This window comes from Cryobacterium arcticum (assembly GCF_003185895.1).
Lineage (GTDB): Bacteria > Actinomycetota > Actinomycetes > Actinomycetales > Microbacteriaceae > Cryobacterium > Cryobacterium arcticum.
In genome coordinates this window covers 148,298-169,188 of record NZ_QHLY01000013.1, presented here as the reverse complement: position 1 = coordinate 169,188, position 20,891 = coordinate 148,298, and the positions used below count along the sequence as shown (strand labels likewise).

Here is a 20,891-nt window from a genome sequence, read left to right as displayed (position 1 = left end):
GCCGAATACGGGTTTGTCAAGAGGCTGACGGCAGTGAAACCTATGCACCGACCGCGAACGGACCACGTGATTCCGTATCCGTGGTTAAATGGTCCACAGGACAGAACTCACAACAGAGGTGGCACGCATGACGTTTACGAGCGAGATGAAAATCACGAACGCCCCCGAGCCGCTGGCGACGGCGGGCTCACCCCGTAACGATGCTGCGAAAGACAACGCCGCCCAGAAACTGTTGCGGGTGCTCGAGGCCGTGTCGAATCCCGGCGATGCGCACCGCCTGAGCGATCTGGTCAAGGAGACCGGGCTCGCCAAGACCAGCGTCTTCCGCCTGCTGTCTGAATTGATCGACAGCGGCTATGTGACCCGGCGGGCAGACGGCAGTTATGCCCCGGGCCGTTCGCTGCGTTTGCTGGCCCTCAAGCTCACCGCCGGCCCCAACGATTCCGACCTGGTCGCTGCCCGGCTGCGGCGGCTTCAGACCGACGTGCACAGCACGATCCACTTCGCCTTGCGCACCGGGGACTTCGCCACCTACGTGGAGAAGATCGAGGACACCCAGCCGATCCAGATCGCGTCGCGCGTAGGTGGGCAGATCCCCCTGCACTCGACCGCGATCGGCAAGTCGATCCTGGCCCACCTCAGCGAGAGCGAAGTGCGCAGTTATGCGAGCCGCACCGGTCTGCACAGCCGCACCGAGTACACCATCACGAATGTCGCCGATCTGCTCGCAGACGGCGCCCTGGTGCGCAATCGCGGCTTCTCGATCGACGACCAGGAGAACGAGGAGCACATCCGGTGCATGGCGGTGCCGGTCTTCGACACTCAGCAGCACCTGATCGGCGGCATCGGCATCACGACCATCGCTCCCCTGGTGCCGCGGGAGAAGCTCGAGTCGTATGCTCCGATCCTGATGACGGCGGCCCGCGACGTGATGACGCTGTTGTAGATTTCGACAGGCTCAATCAGCTGACGCTGATTTCGACAGGCTCAATCTCCGCGCGTGCGTTAACGACGAATGACCCCGGCGTTCTGCCGGGGTCATTCTCTGTGGGCTGGAAATGCCTACTCGTCCATCGAGCGGCAACGCGGATCGGCCGGACCCGCGCGTGGTGCCGCGGACGGGGGGATTAACCCTGACGAGCCTTGAATCGGGGGTTCAGCTTGTTGATCACGAATGTGCGCCCGTGGCGCCGCACCGTCTGTGAACCCTGCATCTTCTTCATCGAACCCAGTGAATTGCGTACCTTCATCCTGGCTCCCTTCCGTCGGTTATCCACCCCAACGTCACACGGCGGGGATTATTCCGCGGGCGACAATTCCGGTCCCGGTATCTGGGGCTCTTCGAGCACCCGGCGCGGGCCGGCACCGTCAGAACGCAGGCGGTCGTCGGAGTTCACAACGGCACAGCGGGTTTGAGACAGGCAACCGCAGCCGATGCACCCGGTGAGTTCGGCCTGCATCCGTTCGAGTACGGCCTGCTGGCGGGCGAGGTGCTCCCCCCAGGTGGCGGAGATGGTGCTCCACTCGGCCCGGCTGGGCGGGCGACTGTCAGGCAGGTCTCTGAGCATGTCAGCCACCTCGGCGAGCGAGATTCCGTAGCGCACCGACACCTGGATGAGCGCGATCCGCCGCAGCACGTGCCGCGGGAAGAGACGCGCGTTGCTGTCGGAGCGCACCGCAGGGATAAGGCCGAGCGTTTCGTAGTAGCGCACCGTGGAGACCGGGACGCCGGCGCGAGCGGCTACCTGGCCGATGGGCAGGAGATCATTGCTGGACAAGTGCTCTGACACGGGCGTATCTCCTTGATCTCAAGTGCACTTGAGACGATATCGTAAACAAATGACCGCATACACGCTGCCCCCGCTGACCTATGACTATGCCGCCCTCGAGCCCGCGATCAGCGGGCGCATTATGGAGCTCCACCACAGCAAGCACCACCAGGCCTATGTGACCGGCGCGAACACCGCGCTCGACCAGCTCGCTGAGGCCCGCGAATCCGGCAACCTCACCTTCGTCAACAAGCTGCAGAAGGACCTCGCGTTCAACCTCGGTGGACACGTGAACCACTCCATCTTCTGGACCAACATGTCCCCGAACGGTGGCGACAAGCCCACCGGCGAGCTTGCTGCCGCCATCGACGACACCTTCGGTTCGTTCGAGAAGTTCCAGGCCCACTTCACGGCCGTCGCCATGGGCGTCCAGGGCTCCGGCTGGTCCATCCTCGCGTGGGACACCCTGGGCCAGCAGCCCATCATTGTGCAGCTCTACGACCAGCAGGGCAACCTCCCCGCCGGCATCGTTCCGCTGCTCATGCTCGACGTCTGGGAGCACGCCTACTACCTCGACTACCAGAACGTGCGTGCTGACTACGTCAAGGCTTTCTGGACCGTCACCGACTGGGAGAACGTCTCTGCTCGCTTCACCCAGGCCCGCGACACCACGTCGGGCCTGATCACGCTCTAGTTTTCGGAACCGCGCTCTACGCGCGGGTCTAGCAGGGGTGCCCCGGTTCCGGCCGGGGCACCCTTTTGTGCGTCGTGGGCGACCTCGTCTATCCGGCCACCGTCAGTGCTCGGGGATCGACGAGGCCGGCATCCACGATCGTGCGCTCCCCCAGCGGGTCAGACAGGGTGACCGTGAACGGCGTCGCCGGGTTGGACGGGCAGTTCTGGTTGCCGCCCCGCGGACGCACGCCGAGCACCAGGCTCACCAAGGTGTCGGTCTCATCGATGTCCACGACCTCGATGCGCCCCTCTGCATCCTCGCCCGAATTGCACTTCTGTTCGGTCACCAGAAGCTGCACCTGGCGTGACGACGGTTTCGGGGGCGACTGGAGCTCGATCTCGGGCACACCCAACTCGCCCAGGTCGACCGTGAGCGCACACCGGCTGCTGCGGAAGACGTACCACCCAGGCGAGAGATTGGTCGAGTCTTCCACCCACTGCACCGAGAGCAGCTGATGGTCGGGGGCGGTTCCGCCTGAATATGGGTCCTCCACCACCGCCATGTCGCGCAGGATGTCGACGTGGTCGTCAGTCACCGTGGCCACGTACCAGTCTTCTTCGGGAGGCAGGTCGAGCGGCTTGCCGTCATCCCAGACTGCCTCGGCCAGTGCTGCGCGCCCTTGTTCTCCGATGGCACTCACCGGCACCCGCGTCTTCTCGGCTTCACGCGTGACCGACAGTCCGCTGCACAGGAAGTCGTCACCGATCACGGCAGACGCGATCGGGGTGGCCGGCGAGGTCGGCGTGCCACCGCCCTCGGATGCAGCGCAGCCCGACAGCACGACTGCGGCTACCGCTGCGCCCACCACGGCGGACATTACCCTTTTCATCCTCGCTCATTCCTGTCGGACACGTCAGCGGATCGAACCACTCATCAGGTTATGTCCGCTGCCTGCACCAGGGTTCCCCTAAGCCCTTTCGACCGGGAGCCACAACTCAGAGGTCGCGGTGCTGAAGTCCGCGGCGCGGTCGAGAATGGCCACGATTGACGGGCCGGGCCGCAGGCGCCAGGGGTTGGAGGGGAACCATTCGGTGGCGGTTGCCGCCCAGGTGGATTGAAGGGCGCCTGGGTACGGCCTGATGCTCCGGAAGACCGCCCACGTTCCTGCGGGCACATCGATGGTGTCGAGATCCTCGAAGAGGGGCGTCTCATCGCTGACGGCCACGCCGTGCAGGTAGGTCAGCTCGCTGCCCTCGGTGTAGTCGGGGTCGACGTCGGCGCTCACCTGAAGCAGCCCGGCTGGTTCGGCATTGCTCAGAGCTTTGAGACGGAGATGCTCCGACGCGGGCAGCGAGGCGATGTGCGCTTGGATGTGCGGATTGGTGCCGAGGTGAATGAGCGGCACACGAGTCGAGTGGCCGACGAGTCGGAATGCAGGTCGATCGGTAATGCGGGTGTCCATAGTGGTTTTCCCTTCTACGGTAAGACGGAATCTGAGCTGTGGTTGTATGCGAAGGGGGCCACCGTCTCGACGTGCATCGCCGACGCTGACGCCATGGACCGCACGAAACGCGCGACTGAACGCCTCGGTCGAGCCGTAGCCGAAACGCACAGCGATGTGCAGAAGGTCACTTTCGCCGATGACATCGGCCGCAGCCACCGTCATGCGCCGCCGCCGGATGTACTCGGACAACGGCATTCCAGCCAAGGACGAGAACATCCGCCGGAGGTGGTACTCGGTCGTGCCCAGACCACTGGCCAGGCCGATCACGTCGATCTCCTCGGTGAGGTGGTTCTCGACGTATATGACGAGTTGGTTGAGCGCTGCGATCATGCGTCCCCTTTCAACCTCAATCCTGCCCAGCGATCTCGGTGCGCACCCGACTTATGCGGTTCGACTCGATCGTAGAGATTTCCGCGGCGCAGAGCGCTTAGAACGGTGGTGCCTCATCGCGGGCCGCTCGCACGCTCTCCGCTGGATGCGCGGCAGCCACTGATGGTGTCGGTGGTCCGATGGGGTTGGCGGGTTCTCGGGTGTAGGTCTTGCCGCTGGGGCTGGTCCAGCTGAGTGCACCGGTCGGAGATTGTCTCGTGCTGAAGCTGGACTGGTGTTTCAACCGGTGGCACGCCTTACACAAGTGCACCAAATTCCCGACGGCGGTGGGTCCGCCCTTGTTCCAGGGGATGGTGTGGTCGATCTCGCTTTTGGTGGCTGTGCGGTTGCAGCCGATGCCCTGACAGGTTTGATCGCGAATCTCGGTGTACCGCTTCATGTCCGCCGGCGGCGTGTACGAGTCCCGGCCGACGGAGAGCATGCACCCGGTCTCGGGGTGGGTGAGGATCCGGTCCCACCTGGGTGCGGTGCCGGCGAGCCGACGGGCGGTTTCCGGGTCGATGGGCCCGTACCCTTCGAGCATGCCGGGTTCGAAGCTCTTCCCCATCAGGGTGAGCACCGGGACGGTGACGTGCACGGTGCCGCGGATGCCCCGGCCGAGGCCGCCGGCGCATTCACCGTCGAGGAGTAGGTCGCGGAATGCGTCCGCGCGGCGTTGATCCATCGTGCGCAGCACCACCTCGCCTCCGCCCTCGCCACCGTCTGTTGTCCAGTCCGCGGGCTGGTCAGCGGTGTCGGCGTCGTTGAGGCTTTTCGCGATGCGGATCAACCGGTCATACCCGGCCTGGGCTTCATCGGCTTTGAGGTAGGCGTTCAACCAGGCCATCCCGTCCACGTCGGGCTGCAGCACCACCCGCCGCAGGGTTGCTCCGACGTCGGCGCGTTCCTGCAGTGACACGGGATGCAACCGGTCCAGTTCTCGGGCGGCGACCCTGCCGAACTGGGTCGCGGTGAGCTTCTCCGCTTTCGGGAGCACGGCCGCTTCCAGGGCGGGTAGTACGTCGGCGGGGGCGCCGGTGGTGACGTCCTGCATTCGCAGCACGTGCGCCCAGCTGATCCGGCCCTGCGCCAACGCCTGGTGAAACAAGGGCAGTTTCTCAACCAGGTGGGCGGCGTTGAAGATCATCATCCGCGCCGTCGTGGAGTGCAACCGGAGCGCGCCGGCGACCTCGGTCGCGAGGGTGCGCTCGGCCAGCTCGACGTCGTCCCAGGCCGGCCCGTGCGCGTGGGTGTTGGGATCGTTCGCCCCGGTTTCCACCGGGTCACCACGCAGCCCGGCGATGATAGCCGGTTGCTCGCCGAGCCGGTGCAGTTCGGCGAGCAGCCGGGCCCGTTCGGCGTGGATCGCGGACATCTGTCGGGCGTTGTCGATCAACGGATCGATGATCGCGGCGATCGCCGCCGAGGTGGCATCCACGCCCACGGGCCGAGCCGTGTCGGGCTCGCCTGGGGCGTCTTCGGGTGTGGCGTTTGAGGTGGCCATGGCTCTATAGAACCACCCACCACTGACACTGCCGATCCCAGTAAAACAGCGGTGGACAAGCCCACAAAGAGGCTACGTGTGGAGGAGCGGCACACCACGAAATCAGCTCACGCCTACCAACCCAGGGCCTGCGCCTGGCGCATCCGCTCGCCCTCTTGCGGGGCCGCGCCGCGACGCCTACCGTGAGCGGCGTGCTTGCACTCCCGGTTGGAAAGGACCCGCCATGCCCGCAGCAGAAGAGTTGCCGTCTACCCTCGCCCGCTCCCCCCAGCACGCGCAAGCGATCTGGTCCAAAGCCCACGATTCCGCTGTCGACAGCTACGGTGAGGGCGAGCAAGCCCATCGCACGGCGTTCGCCGCGCTCAAGCACGACTACGAAAAAGTGGGCGATCACTGGGAGAAGAAGGCCGAGTCGGGTCCCTCCGACGCCAAGGCGGCGGGTGGCGTCGACAGTCCGGCCAGTACCGAGGAGGGCGTGAATGCGAATGCGCCCAAGACTCACCTGCAAGATCTGGCCAAGCGACTGAAGATCACCGGCCGTTCCACGATGACGAAGGCCGAGCTGGTCGAGGCCATCAAGAAGGAGAACGCGCGGCGTACCCGCGCAGCCACCGGCAATTAGAGGTCGTACCGGTGCCGGATGTGGTGCCGGTCGGCGCTCGCCTGCCAGAACTCAATCTCGCTTGGCTGCAACGCATACAACTGCCACGCCGGATTGCCGGCACCGTCGGCGGCGGGGCGCTCGGCCCAGTCCCGGGCGGAGGCCTCCACCGAGAGCTCGACGACCGCGCCGACAACACGCACCTGCCGTCCCTGCTCCGACCAGTAGAAGTTCATCGCCGCCCTCGGATTCGCGGCCAGTTCGCGGCCCTTGCGGGAGGTGCGGGCGGTGGCGAATTGCCAACCGTCGATGTCGAGGTCTTTGAGGATGAGCATGCGCGACGACGGCGCCCCATTCGCGGCGACGGTAGCGAGGCTGAACGCGTGCGGCTGACGCACGCCGGCGGCCAGCGCCGCGTCCAGCCAACCGAGGAAGAGTTCGGCCGGGTCTGACGGCGCGGTGGCCGGGTCGAACGCCGGCAGGTCGTCGGGAAAGTCGGGCAGGGCGCGGAGGCGGCTTCTCAAGGTGTCACTCACGTCGCGAGCCTACCCATCCGCCCCGCGAGCTGAGAGAAAAGCCCCAACTTACGCATCTTTTGGGGGCTCAGCTCACGGCTCGCGAGACCCAGGTTCCTTCGTGGAGAGTGGCCGTCACGTGCAGCTCGGGGTCGAGCAGTACCAGGTCGGCGCGGAGCCCGGGCAGGATGCGGCCGCGGTCGGTCAGCCCGAGTAGGTCGGCGGGATTCTGACTGGCGGCACGGATCGCCATCGCCAGCGGCACCCCCGCGGTGAGCACCGCATAGCGCACCGCGCCGCTCAGCGTCAGCACACTGCCGGCGATGGTGCCGTCGGACAACCGCGCCTCACCGTCGGCCACCCGCACATCAAGCGCGCCCAACTTGTAGTCGCCCTCTTCGGCGCCGGCGGCTGCCATGGCATCCGTGACGAACACCGTGCGAGCGGGGCTCTCGGTGATCAGCCGAACGACCGCAGGGTGCAGGTGCACTCCGTCGGCCACCAGCTCGGCGAACACCGTGGGGTCGTCCAGCAGAGCCAGGGCTGCGCCGGGTTCCCGATGATGCAGCGGTCGCATGGCGTTGAACACGTGGGTGCCCACCGTGGCCCCGGCGGCGATCGCGGCCTGGGTGAGCTCGTAGTCGGCATCCGTGTGACCGATCGCGGCAACGGCGCCGTATTCCACGATGCGGGCCACGGCAACAAGTCCCCCGTCGAGTTCCGGTGCGATGGTGACCATGCGCACTGCTCCGGCACCGGCGCCCAGCAGGGCGTCGATGCTGGCCGGGTCGGGCGCGCGCAAGAGTTCCTCCGCGTGCGCACCCCGGTGCTTGGGGCTCAACCACGGCCCCTCCAAGTGGATGCCGGCCAGCAGGCCAGCCCGTACCAGCTCGGCGAGCGCTCGCACCAGGCGCTCCATCTCGGCGAGAGGCGCTGTCACCAGGCTGGCCATCATCGTGGTCGTGCCGTGGCCGAGATGCGTTCGGATGATCCGCGCGGCAGCTGCTGCGGGGTCCGAATCGTTGAAGCTGACGCCGCCGCCACCGTGGTTGTGCGCGTCCACGAACCCTGGAGCCAGCACGGCTGCGGGCAGCACCACATCCGCCGGGCGGGGTGGTTCACCGGCGCCCGATGCGACGATCAGGCCATCCCGGACCTCGACCCAGCCGGGTGAGAGCTCCTGATCGGGCAGAACCACCGTGCCCGCCGCGATGAGCAGTGGGCTGTCGGTGCCGGGCCCGGCATCGCCTGCCAGCGGAACGCGCGGCGCGGTGAGGGGTCGGGTAGTCAGCGGGGTCATGACGAAATCTCCAGGCAGAAAGGCGGGTTAGCGGTTGACGGTGAGGAAGGTGTCTCCGGCCGCGATATCGGCGCCTTGGCCGATCACGTCGGCCAGGGTGATGTCGGCAGCTTTCCGGTCCAGGACGATGACCGGCACGATCGGGTCGCGGCCGGCCGCCACGATGGCGGGAACGTCGAAGCTCACGATCACGTCGCCGGCGGTCACAGTGTCGCCCTGCTGGGCGCGCAGAGTGAAGCCCGCGCCCTTCAAGTGCACCGTGTCGATGCCGAGGTGCACGAGCACCCCGACCCCGCTCGGCGCCACGATGACGTACGCGTGCGGGAAGACCTTGAGCAGCTTGCCGGTGATCGGTGCGATTGCGTCGATGAGTGCGTGGGGCGGAACGATGGCGGCGCCCGGTCCCACGATCGCTTGCGCGAAGGTGGGGTCAGGCACGATGTCGAGCGCGGCGGCGCGGCCCGGCACCGGCGCGAGCACGACCAGGTCGAGCAGCGTCACCGCAGGTCCTCGATGTCGTCGGCAAGGTTGTCGGCTTCAGGGCCCACGATGACCTGCACGATGGTGCCCGACCGGAACACGCCGTGCGCGCCGGCGGCCTTGAGGGCGGGTTCGTCAACCAGCGAGGGGTCGGTCACCTCGGTGCGCAGCCGGGTGATGCACGCCTCGATGTCGATGACATTGTCGGCGCCGCCGAGGCCGGCCAGGATCTTTTCTGCCTTGCTACTCATCAGTTACTCCTCAGTTGTTGCAGTGCGCTGGGGGTCGAACGGTCGGGAAGGAGGCTCTCGTCGGCGAGAAGCCCGTGCGGGTCGGCCCTTGACAAACCAACCGCCGCACCTTCATTATCGAGTAATTGGACCGTACCAGTACGGACCACAAAGCGGAAGTGGTCCGGTCGGTTGTCAGCTGGATCACAGAAATCAGCAGAAACCGCTAGCCAGATTCCTCGAAGCCAGTCCTCCCGAAAGGTGGCGCAGTCGTGACACAACTCGACGACAGCCCGGTTCTCGCCAGCGGCGCCGTGCCCAAGCACGTGCAGCTGCGCACCATTCTGCTCGAACGAGTCGAGACCGACCTGGCGCCCCACGCCGCGATCCCCCCGGAACGCAAACTCATGACCAAATACGGCGTGAGCCGCTCAACAGTTCGGGAGGCAATCCGCCAGCTCGTTGACGAGGGCGTGCTGTACCGCATCCAGGGCAAGGGCACCTTCGTGACCGGCGAGCGCGTTCAGAGCGATCTGCACCTGGCGTCGTTCACCGAAGACATGCGCCGCCGCGGGCTCGTTCCAGCCACCGTCGTGATGGGGTCGACGCTGATGGAGGCGCCGCTCGAAGTGCGCGCCGCGCTGGGCCTCAAGGCCGGTGCTCAGGTGCAGCAGGTGGAACGCCTGCGGCTCGCCGGCGGCATCCCGATGGCCTTCGAACGCGGCTACTATCCTGCCGGCCTGCTGCCCGACCTCAACAGCCAGGATCTCACCCGTTCGCTCTACGCCACCTTCGCCACCGAATACGGCCTGCGCATCGACCACGCCGAGCAGACCGCGTGGGCAGAGACCGCCAACGCCGAACTGGCCGAACCCCTCGGTATCGAAGTGGGCGTCCCCCTCCTCGTGTTCCTCCGCACTTCATCGGCGGGGTCCACCCCCGTTGAGCACGTCACCTCGTGGTATCGAGGCGACCGCTACCAAATCCACATGACCCTCAACCTCAACCACGACCTGTAAGTCAGCCTGCCTCGCCCCACCAGGGCGGCCTGCCGAGCTCATCGGCAGCGCCAGCATGCCAACTTCCATCGACAAGCCCTTCAGCCGCACGCGCACCACTCGATAGTCCACAAGACACACACCGAGCACCACCACAGGAGGAATCCATGTCCAGCACCACCGTAGATGCCGGAACGGGACGAAAAGTCCCGGGCCTCGCCCAACTCCAGCGCATCGGGCGCAGCCTCATGCTGCCGATCGCCGCACTTCCCGCTGCCGGGTTGCTGCTGCGCATCGGTCAGCCCGACCTGCTCGGCGCGATCCCGGGCTTCGAGACCGGCGCGGCCGTGATCGCGTCGGCCGGCGGCGCCCTGTTCGATGCCCTGCCCCTGCTCTTCGCAGTCGGTGTGGCCATCGGCTTCGCCAAGAAGGCGGATGGCTCCACCGCGTTGGCCGCCGTCGTGGGTTACCTCGTCTTCAACAACGTCGGCAAGGCCATGTCTCCCCTCGTGATGGGCCTGCCCGCCGAGGGCGCCGATCAGGTGCTGGTGAATTACAACGTGCTGGCCGGCGTGCTCATGGGCGTCGTCTCCGCCGTGCTGTGGCAGAAGTACCACCGCATCAAACTGCCCAGCTACCTGGCGTTCTTCGGCGGCCGCCGGTTCGTGCCGATCGTCACAGCTGTTGTCGCGCTGATTCTCGGTGTGCTGCTCAGCTTCGTCTACCCCGCGTTCAGCGGCGGCCTCACCGCGTTCGGCTCGTTCGTCAGCTCCAACGACGTGTGGGGCGGGTTCCTCTACGGCACATCGAACCGGCTGCTCATTCCGGTGGGCCTGCACCACATCCTCAACTCTGTGATGTGGTTCGTGATCGGCGACTACAACGGCGCCACCGGCGACCTGCACCGCTTCTTCGCCGGCGACCCCACCGCCGGTTCATTCATGACCGGCTTCTTCCCGATCATGATGTTCGCCCTCCCGGCCGGCGCCCTGGCCATCTGGCACGAGGCCAAGCCGTCGCAGAAGAAGATCGTGGGTGGCATCATGCTCACCGGAGCCCTCACCGCGATGCTGACCGGCGTCACCGAACCGCTCGAGTTCTCGTTCATGTTCGTCGCCTTCCCGCTCTACGCCATCCACGCCGTGCTCACGGGCACGTCGCTCGCCCTGGTCAACTTCCTGGGCATCCGGGACGGCTTCAGCTTCAGCGCCGGCGCGTTCGACTACATCCTCAACTTCGGCCTGGCCGAAAAACCCCTGCTGCTCATCCCGATCGGCCTGGGCTACGCGCTGGTCTACTACTTCCTGTTCCGGTTCGTCATTCGCCGCTGGAACCTGAAGACCCCCGGCCGCGGCGACGACGAGATCTCGGAGGCCGGCGCGCCCGACGCCACCTCGACGACGACCGTCTAGCGTTCCCTCCTTTCCCCGCCGGTGGTCGTCGGCTCACGCCCCGACCACCGGCAATCAGCGCAGTACCCCACGACCATCCGCACCATCCCACTAATCGCACCTGGAGTATCCCTTGGCTGAAGTAGTCGTCCTCGAATCCGAGACCGACGCCGGCATTCTCGCCGCCGCATCGATCAGAAGACTGATCAGCCAGAAACCGGATGCCGTTCTCGGCCTGGCTACCGGCTCCACCCCGATGTCGACGTACCGCGCCCTCGCCGAGTCGCTCCGTGCCGACCCGCTCGACGTCTCGCGGGTACGCGGCTTCGCCCTCGACGAATACGTGGGCCTGCCCGCCGGGCACCCGGAGAGCTACCGCGCCGTCATCACCCGCGACGCCGTCGAGCCGCTCGGGCTCACCCCCGGCAACATCCGGGTACCCAACGGCGACCTGGCCACCCTGGAGACCGCCGGCAGCGACTACGAGGCAGCCATCCGCGCCGCCGGCGGCGTCGACGTGCAGATCCTCGGCATCGGCCGCACGGGCCACGTCGGCTTCAACGAACCCGGTTCCTCGTTCGCCTCGCTCACCCGCGTGAAGACGCTCACCGAGAAGACCCGGATCGACAACGCCCGGTTCTTCATGTCGCCCGACGACGTGCCCATCCACTGCCTCACCCAGGGCCTGGGCACCATCCGCCGCGCCCGCCACCTGATCCTGCTGGCCTTCGGCGAGGAAAAGGCCGAAGCCATCGCGGGCGCCATCGAGGGCCCGGTCACCTCGAGCAGCCCCGGTTCCGTCATCCAGCTGCACCCGCACGTCACCGTGCTCGTCGACGAAGCCGCAGCCTCCCGCCTGACCAATCTCGACTACTACCGCTACGCCTACGCGAACAAGCCGGCCTGGCAGGTCGTCTAGCCACTTCCGGCCATGAGCAACGGCCCGATGACCGCGGCCACACCCAGGCCGACAACAAGGCCGTAACCGCTGGCACTCAACACGGCCTGGCCCCGAGCACCGATCCGGCCGGCACCGACTGCGCCCAACACGGCCAGGCCAAGCTGCCAGGCGAGCGAGGCGACAACCACGCCGGCCACGAACATGGCCGGCGCCCGGTCGACGCCGAGCTCGGACGGCAGTGCCGCGGTCAGGGCCCCGAAGTACAGCAATGTTGCCGGGTTGAGAGCCGTGAGGCCCAGAAACGTCAGGAAGATCCGGACCGGCGACGCTCGCCGCTCCGGCCCGGGATCCCCGGCCGGCCCCGGGCTCGGCCGGGTCAGGCCGTGCACGCCCAGAATGATCAGAACCAGCCCGGCGACCACCTGCGGCGCCGCGCCCCACGACCTGATCACCGGGCTCACGACCGCACCGAGCGTGACCGCGACCGCACAGTAGGCGCCATCGACCAGCGCCACCGCTAGCGCTGCCGCTGCACCGGCCCGGAAACCACCCACCAGGGCCTTCCGCACCACCAGAAGCCCGATGGCGCCGAGCGGAACGGCGACGCCCCATCCGGCCAGCAGTCCGGCCCCGATCAGTGGTCCCCACTCGATATCCATACCCGGGATCCTGCTCCCCCACCCGCACGCACGCCGGGGTATTCGCGGTGGCACAGCTACAATCACGGCATGGATGACATCGACAGCGAAATACTCAGCATCCTGCGGCGAGATGGCCGTATTTCGTTCAGCGCCTTGGGCGCGGCTGTCGGCCTGAGCACCAACGCGGCGTCGGCGCGGGTGCGCAAACTCGAGGCACACGGCATCATCGTCGGTTACCAAGCGGTGCTCGCCGACGACCAACCGGCCCGCGGCGGCACCGGCCTCGAGGCGTTCATCGACGTTCGGTTGAAGACGGATGTCGATTCCGTGACGTTCGTGCACGCCGCCCTGGCCGAACCCGAGGTGCACGATGCCGTGCACGTGACCGGACCCTACGACTACCTGCTGCACGTCTGGGTCGCGGACACCAGTCGGCTCAATGACCTGCTGCACCGCCTGAAGACGCAGGCCGGCGCCGGTCAGACCCAGACCCGGCTCTCGCTACGCTGAACAGATGACCGGCCTTTCCGACCTCGTGCCGACGCTGATCGGCGTGGGGGCGCTGGTGGCCATCACCGTCGCGGTGCTGTGGGGGTCGCACACCCCGCACCGGTTCGCGCCCGCCCTGGCGATCCTCCGCGGCGCCGCCCAGCTCGCCCTGATCAGCGTCATCCTCAGCGGCGTGATCACCAGCCCGCTCTGGGTGACGGTGGCCCTGCTGGTGATGTTCACCGTCGCCTCCGTCACCGCCACCCGGCGGTTGCACTGGAGCTGGAATCACTTCCGCCTGGTCGCCACGGCGATGGCCGCCGGCATCCTCGTCACGCTGCTCATCGTGTTCAGCACCGGCGCCATCGAGTTCTCCCCGCGCTACGCACTGGCAATAGGGGGCATCGTCATCGGCAACGCCATGTCGATCGCCACCCTGGCCGGCCGCCGGCTGACCGAATCAGTGAACGACCGCTGGGACGAGGTGGAGGGCTGGACCGCCCTCGGTGCCACACCCCGGCAGTCGACTCTGTGGCTCGCCCGCGACGCGGTGTACTCAGCCCTCATCCCCGCCACCGACCAGACCAAGACCACCGGGCTCGTCACCCTGCCCGGCGCGTTCGTCGGCGCCATCTTCGGTGGCATCTCGCCACTGGAGGCCGGGCGCTTCCAGGTCGTGGTGCTGGCCTCGATCATGGCCGCGGGCGCAATCACCGCGGTCGTCGTCGTGCGCTCGCTCGCTCCCATCCGGATGCGCCCCGCGGCGCTCCGCTAGGATCGCCCGGTGTCCACCTCTCTGCGTCAGTCCCCCGGGGCCCGGGTGGGCCTGTCGATCGCGGTGGCCACCGGACTCTACGGAGTCTCGTTCGGCGCGCTTTCAGTCGCCTCCGGGCTCGATGTCTGGCAAACCCAATTGCTCAGCCTCCTGCTCTTCTCCGGCGGTTCCCAGTTCGCTTTCATCGGTGTGATCGCCGGCGGCGGAACCCCGGTGGCAGCGGCGAGCGCCGCCGCCCTGCTGGGTATCCGCAATGCTGTCTATGGCATGCAGATGAATGTGCTGCTGCACCCCACCGGATGGCGCCGCCTGGCTGCTGCCCACGTGACCATCGACGAGTCTTTGGCCACGAGCACCGGGCAGACCGACCCGGTGGAGCAGAAGCGCGGCTTCTGGGTGGCCGGCGTGGGCATCTTCGTGCTCTGGAACCTGTTCACCCTGGTCGGTGCGCTGGCCGGCGATGCCCTCGGCGACCCTAAGCAGTGGGGCCTCGACGGAGCGGCCGTCGCCGCGTTCCTCGCCCTGCTCTGGCCCCGGCTGCGCTCCCGGGAGGCGGGCGCCATCGCCGCGGTGTGCGCCCTGGCCACTGTGCTCGCGGTGCCGTTCGTGCCACCGGGCGTGCCGATCCTGGTCGCTGCCGTCGTCGCGGCCCTGATCGGATGGTTCGGCTACCGCACCGGACCTGCGGGCGAAGGCATGGAGCCCGACGTCGACCCTTATCCGAAGGTCACCTCGTGAACCTCTGGCTGCTCATCATCCTGGCCTGCGTCGTCGGGTTCCTCACCAAGCTGCTCGGCTATCTCGTGCCAAAGAAATGGCTGACCAACCCGCGCATCGCCCGGGTCGCCGGCACCCTCACGATCGGACTGTTGGCCTCACTCACGGTGGCCAACGCCGTCGCGACCGGCCAGGAACTCGCGGTCGACTCCCGGCTCGGCGCGCTGGTCGCCGCCGCCATAGCACTGTGGTTGAAGGCCCCGTTCCTGGTGGTCGTCATCGTGGGCGCCGCCGCAGCCGCCGGGTTGCGGCTGCTCGGCTTGCCCTGACTGAACGTTAGAACGCGAGCAGGTTGTCCCGGAACAGGGCGTGCTCGTAGTGGTCACGCACGAGCCCGCGCCTCTGCAGCGCCGGCATCAGGCCGTCAGTGATCTCGCTCACCGACCGCCGGTCGATGGGGTTGCCGAGCAGGAACCCGTCGGCGCCGGACTCGTCGATGATGTCGCCCATCATGCTGGCGACGGCGTCGGGGGTGCCCACGAAGAGGGCGGAGTCGGCGTCCTTCGGGCCGATCGCGATCTCGCGCAGGGTGCGGCCGTTGGCGATGCGCTGAATGTCGGTGAGGATACTCTGCGCCCCGTCGGTGGTCAGCCCGTCGGGCAACGGCGCATCCAGGTCGAACTTTCCCATGTCGATTGCGGTGGTGTACGACAGCGCCGCCAGGAAGTAGTCCAGTTTGTCGTCGTTCTCGGCCTGCTGGCGGCGCTTCTTCTCCCTGGCCTCCTCGTTGGTCTCCCCCAGCACGGGGTTGGCCGTCATGAGTACCTTGCAGTCGGTGGGATTCCGGCCGAATCGGAGCATCCGCTCGGTGATGTCGTCGCGATAGGACTTCATCGCCTCGACGCTCTTGCCGCCGGCGATGATGGTGTCGGCCACCTCGGCGGCGAATTCCCGGCCGGCCGGTGAGCCGCCGGCCTGGCAGATCACCGGGCGGCGCTGCGGGCTCGGAATGGTGTTGAGCGGACCGCGGGAAGAGAAGAACTCGCCCTCGAAATCGATCGTGTGCACCTTGGTGTGGTCGACCAGTCGCGGCGTCTCCAGGTCGCCCAGCACGGCGCCGTCCTCCCACGAATTCCAGAGCTGGTCGGCGACCTGCACCCACTCCCGCGCCATCCGGTAGCGGGTGTCGTGTTCGGCGAGCGCGGGCCTGCCGTAGTTCTGCGCTCCCCGCGGGCTGTGCGCGGTGACCAGGTTGGCGCCCACCCGGCCGTCGGTGATGTGGTCCAGGGAGGACATCAGCCGCGCGGCCATGAACGGGTGATAGAACGACGTGGTGATGGTCGCGATGATGCCCAGGCGGCTGGTGACGTGCCCGACCAGCGGAACCAGCGTGACCGGGTCGTTCTTCGGCGCGCTCATGCCGTACTTGAGGTACGTCTCCATCGACCCGTTGAAGGTGTCGGGAATCAGCGAGGCGTCTTCGAGCATCATGTAGTCGAAGCCGGACCGCTCCATGGCCCGGCCCAGGTCCATGTACAGGTCAGGCTTCATCCAGGTGTTCACCCGGTTGCCGGCCCAGAAGTCCGTCCAGCCGTTGGCGCTGAAGCCCTGGCCGACAAACCATCCCATGTGGAACATGAATCCTCTTTCGTGTCTTTCGGTTGGGGCGACGGCCGGCGTCAGAAGGCGAGCAGGTTCTCGCGGAAGGTGTCGTGTTCGTAGGAATCGCGGATCAGGCCGCGCCGGCGGAGCGCGGGGGCGAGGCCGTCGCAGACCTCGGTGATGTTCTTGCGGGTCACGGGCAGCGCGATGAGGAAGCCGTCGCCGCCGACCTCGTCCATGACCTCGCCCATCTGGGCGGCGACAGAGTCAGGGGTGCCCACCAGAGTGACCGAGGTGGACACGTCACGGGTCGCGCCAAGCGCTTCGCGGAGGGTCTTGCCCTCAGCAGCCCGCACGAAGTTCTCGACCACGCTCTGGTGGCCGTTGTGCCGCCCGGTGAGGTCGGGCAGAGGCGCGTCGAGGTCGAAGGTGGAGAAGTCCAGGCCGCTGATGTAGCAGAGGGCGGCGAGTGCGGGCTCGGGGTTGGCGAAGAAGGCCGCGTCCATCCGGTCCTTCTTGGCCTGGGCCTCCTCCTGGGTGTCGCCCAGCACCGGTTCGACCAGGAACAGGACCTTGGCGTCTTTCGGATCCCGGCCGAATTTGATCATCCGCTCTGAGACGTCGTCGCGGTAGGCCTTCATCTTGTCGACGCCCCGGGCGGAGGCGATCAGCGTGTCGGCGTTCCTGGCACCGAAGTCCTTACCCGCGGGCGACCCGCCGGCCTGGCAGATCACCGGGTAGCCCTGCGGGGACGGCAGCGTGTTGAGCGGGCCGCGGGTCTTGTAGAACTCGCCCTCGAAATCGGCGCGATGCACCTTGGTGTAGTCGGCGAAGACGCCGGTCTCCTCGTTCAGGGTGAGGGCGCCGGGCTCCCAGGTGTCCCAGAGTGCCTTGACCGCCTCGACCCATTCGTCGGCCATACGGTAGCGCAGGTCATGTTCGAAGTGCTGGGCGTAGCCATAGTTCTGCGCCGCGGCGTGCGGGCTGGCCGTGACCAGGTTCACGCCGACCCTGCCTTGGGTGAGGTGGTCGAGGGTGTTCAGCAGGCGCGCAGCGAGGAACGGCGGATAGAACGTGGTGGCAGCCGTGGCGACGATGCCGAGCTTGCTGGTGGCCGCGGCGAGCAGCGGTACCAGCGGCATCGGGTCGAACCGGATGGTGCCACCGCGCAGCGAATTCTCCATCGTGCCCTGGAAGACGTCGGGAATCACCGAGGAGTCTTCGAGCATCATGTAGTCGAAGCAAGCCCGCTCGAGCGAGGTGGCCAAGTCGACGAACAACTGCGGATTCGCGAGGTCTTTGGCCACATTGCCCGACCACTGCTGGTTCCAGCCGTACGCCCCGAATCCGGTCTGCAAGAACCACGCCATGTGAAACAAATTCGCCCGCTTTCGATTGATGTTCCGTGTTCGTTGGATTCATCTTTTCGGGCGCGCGGAACGGAGGCGGGTCGAGATGGTTACGAGCCGATTACGCTGCCGGAGCGGGATGAGGGGGTGCCTGGCAGTACCTGTACCAACAGGGTCTGTCGCGACCTATGGCCTGGCAGGCATGCTTGGATAGCTCCAATCCATTCGCTATCCCCTGGGAGATTCATGCTCACCGTCAATGCCTACGCGGCTCCCTCCGCGACCGCTCCCCTCGTCAAGACCACCATCGAGCGACGGGACGTCGGAGCCAAAGACGTCCTGATCGAGATCAAGTACTCCGGCGTCTGCCACTCCGACATCCACACCGTTCGCGGCGAGTGGGGTCCCATCGCCTACCCGCAGGTCGTGGGCCACGAGATCGTCGGCATCGTCACCGAGGTCGGCTCCGAGGTGTCGCTGCACAAGGTCGGGGACCGGGTCGGTGTCGGCTGCATGGTCAACTCCTGCCGCGAGTGCGTGAACTGCCTCGCAGGTATGCAGAACTACTGCCTGGCGGGCAACACCCAGACCTACACGAGCGTCGACCGTGACGGCACCGTCACCCAGGGTGGCTACTCCACCCACATCGTCGTCGTCGAGGACTTCGTCCTCAAGGTTCCGGAGTCGATCCCGTTCGAGGCCGCGGCGCCCCTGCTTTGCGCCGGCATCACCACGTTCTCACCGCTCGCGCACTGGAATGCGGGACCGGGCAAGAAGGTCGCCGTGGTCGGTATGGGCGGACTCGGCCACATGGCCGTCAAGATCGCCCACGCCATGGGCGCCGAGGTCACCGTGCTCTCGCAGTCGCTGAGCAAGCAGGACGACGGCATCCGTTTCGGCGCCGACCACTACTACGCCACCAGCGACCCCGCGACGTTCGACACCCTGGCGAACGAGTTCGACCTCATCATCAATACCGTCAGCGCTCCCGTCGATCTGCAGGCCTACCTGTCGCTGCTGCGCCTGGACGGCACCATGGTCAACGTCGGCGCTCCCGCCGAACCGTTGCCGATCTCGGTCTTCGGCCTGATGGGCAACCGCCGCTCGTACGCGGCATCCGGCATCGGTAGCATCGGCGAGACCCAGGAGATGCTCGACTTCTGCGCCGAGCACGGCATCGCACCGGAGACCGAACTCATCGCGGTGGACTACATCAACGAGGCGTACGAGCGTGTGCTGGCCTCGGATGTGCGCTACCGCTTCGTGATCGACGTGGCCACGCTGGCCTGATTCCGGTGCTCTGCACGACGCGCCCCGCTCGTTCCGGCGAGGGCGCGTCGTGCAGGGTCGAACAGATGTGTTAGTGTTTGTAGTTGCGCGTCGATCTTTATCAGGATCCGACCCCTCCGCTGCCCCAATCCATGGCCGGAGCCGCACACCGTTTGATCGGTTCATCCCGGCCAGACATCCGTCGATCGGCATTCCGATCGATTACTTACGCTGTTCGAATAACGGCGCACGCAATGCTGCGCGCCGCCTTCACACGTCTTTCTAGAAATGTTTGCTTTACATGTTTACTGCCACCCATACCTTCGACAACGCCACGGAAGCCATCGACACCCTGTCGCCTGAGCACCGTCAGGCGATCCACCTCGCGTACTACGCGGGTTTTGACAACACCCAGGTCGCCGACCTGCTCGGCGTGAGCGTCGACGTCGCCGACGCCCGCCTCAGCGAGGGCCTCGTCCACCTGCGTGAGGCCCTCCGCGTCGCCGCCTGATCCCTACTCCGGTCGGGCTGGCGGGCATCGCCGAGCGCGTCTATGGTCGGCACATGCGAAACCGCGACCAGACCGAGATCCGATGACCGAGACCCCCGCGGGCGCCGAGCACCACCGGGTGATCGTCATCGGCGGCGGAAATGCCGGCTTGTCCGTCGCCGGTCGCCTGCGACGGTACGGAGTAGACGATGTGGTCGTGGTGGAACCCCGCGACCAGCATGTCTACCAGCCGCTGCTGTCACACGTCGCCGGCGGAACCGCTCGGGCCGGGATGGCCATTCGTCCGCAGGAGTCTGTCATCCCTTCTGGCGTCGAGTGGATCCAGGACAGTGTCGTGGGCGTACTGCCGGATTCGCGCAGTGTGCTGCTGGCTTCCGGACGCCGCCTTGGTTACGACCAGCTGGTGGTCTGTCCGGGAATCCAGAAAGACTGGAACCGGGTGCCCGGCCTGGCCGCAGCGATGGCCTCACCCTGGGGCGTGTCCAACTACGAGTTCGCGCTGGCGGCCAAGGCCTCGAAGATGCTGCGGAGCATGCGACGAGGCACGGTTGTCTTCAGTCAACCCGCAGGGCCGGCCAGCTGCGCGGGAGCCGCACAGAAGCCGATGTACCTTGCCTGCGACTATTGGCGCTCCATCGGCGTCCTCGATCAAATCAGGGTGGTGCTGGTCGTACCAGACCCCACCGTCTTCGGAATTCCCCTGATCGACGCCGAGCTGAACCGGAAGATCGCCGAATATGGAATCGAACTGAGAACCGACAGCACCCTGCTTGAAGTGGATGCCGACCGCCGAACCGTGCTCATCGGTCGAGCCGCCGGTAACCAGCGCGAGACCGTGTCTTACGACATCCTGCACGCGGTTCCCCCGCAGTCGGCGCCGGACTGGCTGAAGTCCACACCGTTGCCCGCTCCCGGTGACCCGAGTGGTTTCATTGACGTGGATCCCGAGACGTTGCGCCACTCCCGGTTTCCGGATGTCTGGGCTCTCGGCGACGCCGCGGCCACCCGCAACTCCAAGTCCGGCGGCGCCCTCCGCCCGCAAGCGAAAGTGCTGGCTCAGAACCTGGTTGCCGCCCTCGCGGGGCGACCGGTGGACGCGGCCTACGACAACTACTCGGTATGCCCGTTCACCGTGTCACGATCGACCGTGGTCTTCGCTGAGTTCGACGACCACCTTCGGCCGAAGCCGACGATTCCGTTTTGGCCGGGACTCGCCCGTGAACGTCGGCTCAGCTGGATCTTCGACCGGCACATCTTGCCCTGGGTGTATTGGCACCTGATCCTCAACGGCCGCGCCTGA

Annotated in this window: 25 protein-coding genes; 13 read left to right on the top strand and 12 right to left on the bottom strand. The window is 66.8% G+C overall.

What is annotated here, in order from left to right; translation table 11 throughout:
* The first annotated feature begins 127 nt into the window (after positions 1-127).
* Positions 128-946: an IclR family transcriptional regulator gene (locus CTB96_RS20225; protein ID WP_181397381.1), complete on the top strand. Its 819-nt coding sequence runs from the start codon at positions 128-130 to the stop codon at positions 944-946.
* 181 nt (positions 947-1,127) lie between these two features.
* Here the strand turns inward: CTB96_RS20225 and CTB96_RS20220 are convergent, their stop codons facing one another.
* A complete protein-coding gene (locus CTB96_RS20220) occupies positions 1,128-1,250 on the bottom strand; it encodes a ribosomal protein bL36 (RefSeq protein WP_088457279.1) in 123 nt (40 codons plus the stop codon).
* A gap of 48 nt (positions 1,251-1,298) precedes the next feature.
* The gene (gene soxR, locus CTB96_RS20215; RefSeq protein ID WP_219993328.1) at positions 1,299-1,790 is read right to left on the bottom strand and encodes a redox-sensitive transcriptional activator SoxR; all 492 of its coding nucleotides are present in this window, start codon (positions 1,788-1,790) and stop codon (positions 1,299-1,301) included.
* Positions 1,791-1,839: 49 nt separating this feature from the next.
* On the opposite strand from soxR, the gene CTB96_RS20210 reads away from it, so the two are divergent.
* Positions 1,840-2,463: a superoxide dismutase gene (locus CTB96_RS20210; RefSeq protein ID WP_110128818.1), complete on the top strand. Its 624-nt coding sequence runs from the start codon at positions 1,840-1,842 to the stop codon at positions 2,461-2,463.
* Positions 2,464-2,551: 88 nt separating this feature from the next.
* On the opposite strand, the gene CTB96_RS20205 is transcribed toward CTB96_RS20210, so the two are convergent.
* From CTB96_RS20205 to CTB96_RS20195, 3 genes are all read right to left on the bottom strand, one after another.
* Positions 2,552-3,322: a hypothetical protein gene (locus CTB96_RS20205; RefSeq protein ID WP_110128817.1), complete on the bottom strand. Its 771-nt coding sequence runs from the start codon at positions 3,320-3,322 to the stop codon at positions 2,552-2,554.
* Positions 3,323-3,412: 90 nt separating this feature from the next.
* Positions 3,413-4,279 carry an AraC family transcriptional regulator gene (locus CTB96_RS20200; RefSeq protein WP_110128816.1) on the bottom strand — a complete coding sequence of 289 codons (867 nt, stop codon included), beginning with the start codon at positions 4,277-4,279 and terminating at the stop codon, positions 3,413-3,415.
* A 97-nt stretch (positions 4,280-4,376) separates the two neighbouring features.
* A complete protein-coding gene (locus CTB96_RS20195) occupies positions 4,377-5,822 on the bottom strand; it encodes an HNH endonuclease signature motif containing protein (protein WP_110128815.1) in 1,446 nt (481 codons plus the stop codon).
* A gap of 223 nt (positions 5,823-6,045) precedes the next feature.
* Here CTB96_RS20195 and CTB96_RS20190 point away from each other — a divergent pair, with 223 nt between their 5' ends.
* Positions 6,046-6,444: a ChaB family protein gene (locus CTB96_RS20190; RefSeq protein ID WP_110128814.1), complete on the top strand. Its 399-nt coding sequence runs from the start codon at positions 6,046-6,048 to the stop codon at positions 6,442-6,444.
* Here the strand turns inward: CTB96_RS20190 and CTB96_RS20185 are convergent.
* The 4 genes from CTB96_RS20185 to CTB96_RS20170 all read right to left on the bottom strand — a co-directional run bounded on the left by CTB96_RS20185 (position 6,441) and on the right by CTB96_RS20170 (position 8,969).
* Positions 6,441-6,959 carry a pyridoxine/pyridoxamine 5'-phosphate oxidase gene (locus CTB96_RS20185; RefSeq protein WP_110128813.1) on the bottom strand — a complete coding sequence of 173 codons (519 nt, stop codon included), beginning with the start codon at positions 6,957-6,959 and terminating at the stop codon, positions 6,441-6,443. The two genes, CTB96_RS20190 and CTB96_RS20185, sit on opposite strands and share 4 nt — an antisense overlap.
* A 67-nt stretch (positions 6,960-7,026) precedes the next feature.
* Entirely contained in the window at positions 7,027-8,238 is a 1,212-nt protein-coding gene (nagA, locus tag CTB96_RS20180; protein ID WP_110128811.1) for an N-acetylglucosamine-6-phosphate deacetylase, read from the bottom strand.
* A gap of 27 nt (positions 8,239-8,265) precedes the next feature.
* Positions 8,266-8,739 carry a PTS sugar transporter subunit IIA gene (locus CTB96_RS20175; protein WP_219993327.1) on the bottom strand — a complete coding sequence of 158 codons (474 nt, stop codon included), beginning with the start codon at positions 8,737-8,739 and terminating at the stop codon, positions 8,266-8,268.
* Positions 8,736-8,969, bottom strand: coding sequence for a PTS sugar transporter subunit IIB (locus CTB96_RS20170; protein ID WP_110128809.1), 234 nt, complete (start codon positions 8,967-8,969; stop codon positions 8,736-8,738). The genes CTB96_RS20175 and CTB96_RS20170 overlap by 4 nt, the downstream gene beginning before the upstream one ends.
* Before the next feature lie 251 nt (positions 8,970-9,220).
* Here CTB96_RS20170 and CTB96_RS20165 point away from each other — a divergent pair, with 251 nt between their 5' ends.
* The 3 genes from CTB96_RS20165 to nagB all read left to right on the top strand — a co-directional run bounded on the left by CTB96_RS20165 (position 9,221) and on the right by nagB (position 12,256).
* Entirely contained in the window at positions 9,221-9,967 is a 747-nt protein-coding gene (locus tag CTB96_RS20165) for a GntR family transcriptional regulator (protein ID WP_110128807.1), read from the top strand.
* 146 nt (positions 9,968-10,113) lie between these two features.
* Positions 10,114-11,358 carry a PTS transporter subunit EIIC gene (locus tag CTB96_RS20160; protein WP_110128805.1) on the top strand — a complete coding sequence of 415 codons (1,245 nt, stop codon included), beginning with the start codon at positions 10,114-10,116 and terminating at the stop codon, positions 11,356-11,358.
* A gap of 112 nt (positions 11,359-11,470) precedes the next feature.
* Entirely contained in the window at positions 11,471-12,256 is a 786-nt protein-coding gene (gene nagB / locus CTB96_RS20155; protein WP_110128803.1) for a glucosamine-6-phosphate deaminase, read from the top strand.
* Here nagB and CTB96_RS20150 read toward each other — a convergent pair.
* On the bottom strand, positions 12,253-12,897 hold the full coding sequence (locus CTB96_RS20150) for a LysE family transporter (protein WP_110128802.1): 645 nt from the start codon (positions 12,895-12,897) through the stop codon (positions 12,253-12,255). The two genes, nagB and CTB96_RS20150, sit on opposite strands and share 4 nt — an antisense overlap.
* Positions 12,898-12,966: 69 nt before the next feature.
* Here CTB96_RS20150 and CTB96_RS20145 point away from each other — a divergent pair, with 69 nt between their 5' ends.
* The 4 genes from CTB96_RS20145 to CTB96_RS20130 are packed head-to-tail and all read left to right on the top strand — an operon-like array spanning position 12,967 to position 15,189.
* Entirely contained in the window at positions 12,967-13,389 is a 423-nt protein-coding gene (locus tag CTB96_RS20145) for an Lrp/AsnC family transcriptional regulator (RefSeq protein ID WP_110128800.1), read from the top strand.
* A 4-nt stretch (positions 13,390-13,393) separates the two neighbouring features.
* Positions 13,394-14,143, top strand: coding sequence for an ABC transporter permease (locus CTB96_RS20140; protein WP_110128798.1), 750 nt, complete (start codon positions 13,394-13,396; stop codon positions 14,141-14,143).
* A 9-nt stretch (positions 14,144-14,152) separates the two neighbouring features.
* Positions 14,153-14,881, top strand: a complete 729-nt coding sequence (locus tag CTB96_RS20135; RefSeq protein WP_110128796.1) for an AzlC family ABC transporter permease — start codon at positions 14,153-14,155, stop codon at positions 14,879-14,881.
* Positions 14,878-15,189, top strand: coding sequence for an AzlD domain-containing protein (locus CTB96_RS20130; protein WP_110128794.1), 312 nt, complete (start codon positions 14,878-14,880; stop codon positions 15,187-15,189). The genes CTB96_RS20135 and CTB96_RS20130 overlap by 4 nt, the downstream gene beginning before the upstream one ends.
* Positions 15,190-15,196: 7 nt before the next feature.
* Here the strand turns inward: CTB96_RS20130 and CTB96_RS20125 are convergent, their stop codons facing one another.
* Entirely contained in the window at positions 15,197-16,489 is a 1,293-nt protein-coding gene (locus CTB96_RS20125; RefSeq protein ID WP_219993326.1) for an NtaA/DmoA family FMN-dependent monooxygenase, read from the bottom strand.
* 50 nt (positions 16,490-16,539) lie between these two features.
* Positions 16,540-17,832 carry an NtaA/DmoA family FMN-dependent monooxygenase gene (locus CTB96_RS20120; protein WP_219993325.1) on the bottom strand — a complete coding sequence of 431 codons (1,293 nt, stop codon included), beginning with the start codon at positions 17,830-17,832 and terminating at the stop codon, positions 16,540-16,542.
* Between the two features lie 225 nt (positions 17,833-18,057).
* Between CTB96_RS20120 and CTB96_RS20115 the strand changes: the two genes are divergently transcribed.
* The 3 genes from CTB96_RS20115 (at position 18,058) to CTB96_RS20105 (ending at position 20,891) form a co-directional block, all read left to right on the top strand.
* A complete protein-coding gene (locus CTB96_RS20115; protein WP_110128788.1) occupies positions 18,058-19,101 on the top strand; it encodes an NAD(P)-dependent alcohol dehydrogenase in 1,044 nt (347 codons plus the stop codon).
* A 280-nt stretch (positions 19,102-19,381) separates the two neighbouring features.
* Positions 19,382-19,591, top strand: a complete 210-nt coding sequence (locus CTB96_RS20110; protein WP_110128786.1) for an RNA polymerase sigma factor — start codon at positions 19,382-19,384, stop codon at positions 19,589-19,591.
* Positions 19,592-19,673: 82 nt separating this feature from the next.
* Positions 19,674-20,891, top strand: a complete 1,218-nt coding sequence (locus CTB96_RS20105) for an NAD(P)/FAD-dependent oxidoreductase (RefSeq protein ID WP_110128784.1) — start codon at positions 19,674-19,676, stop codon at positions 20,889-20,891.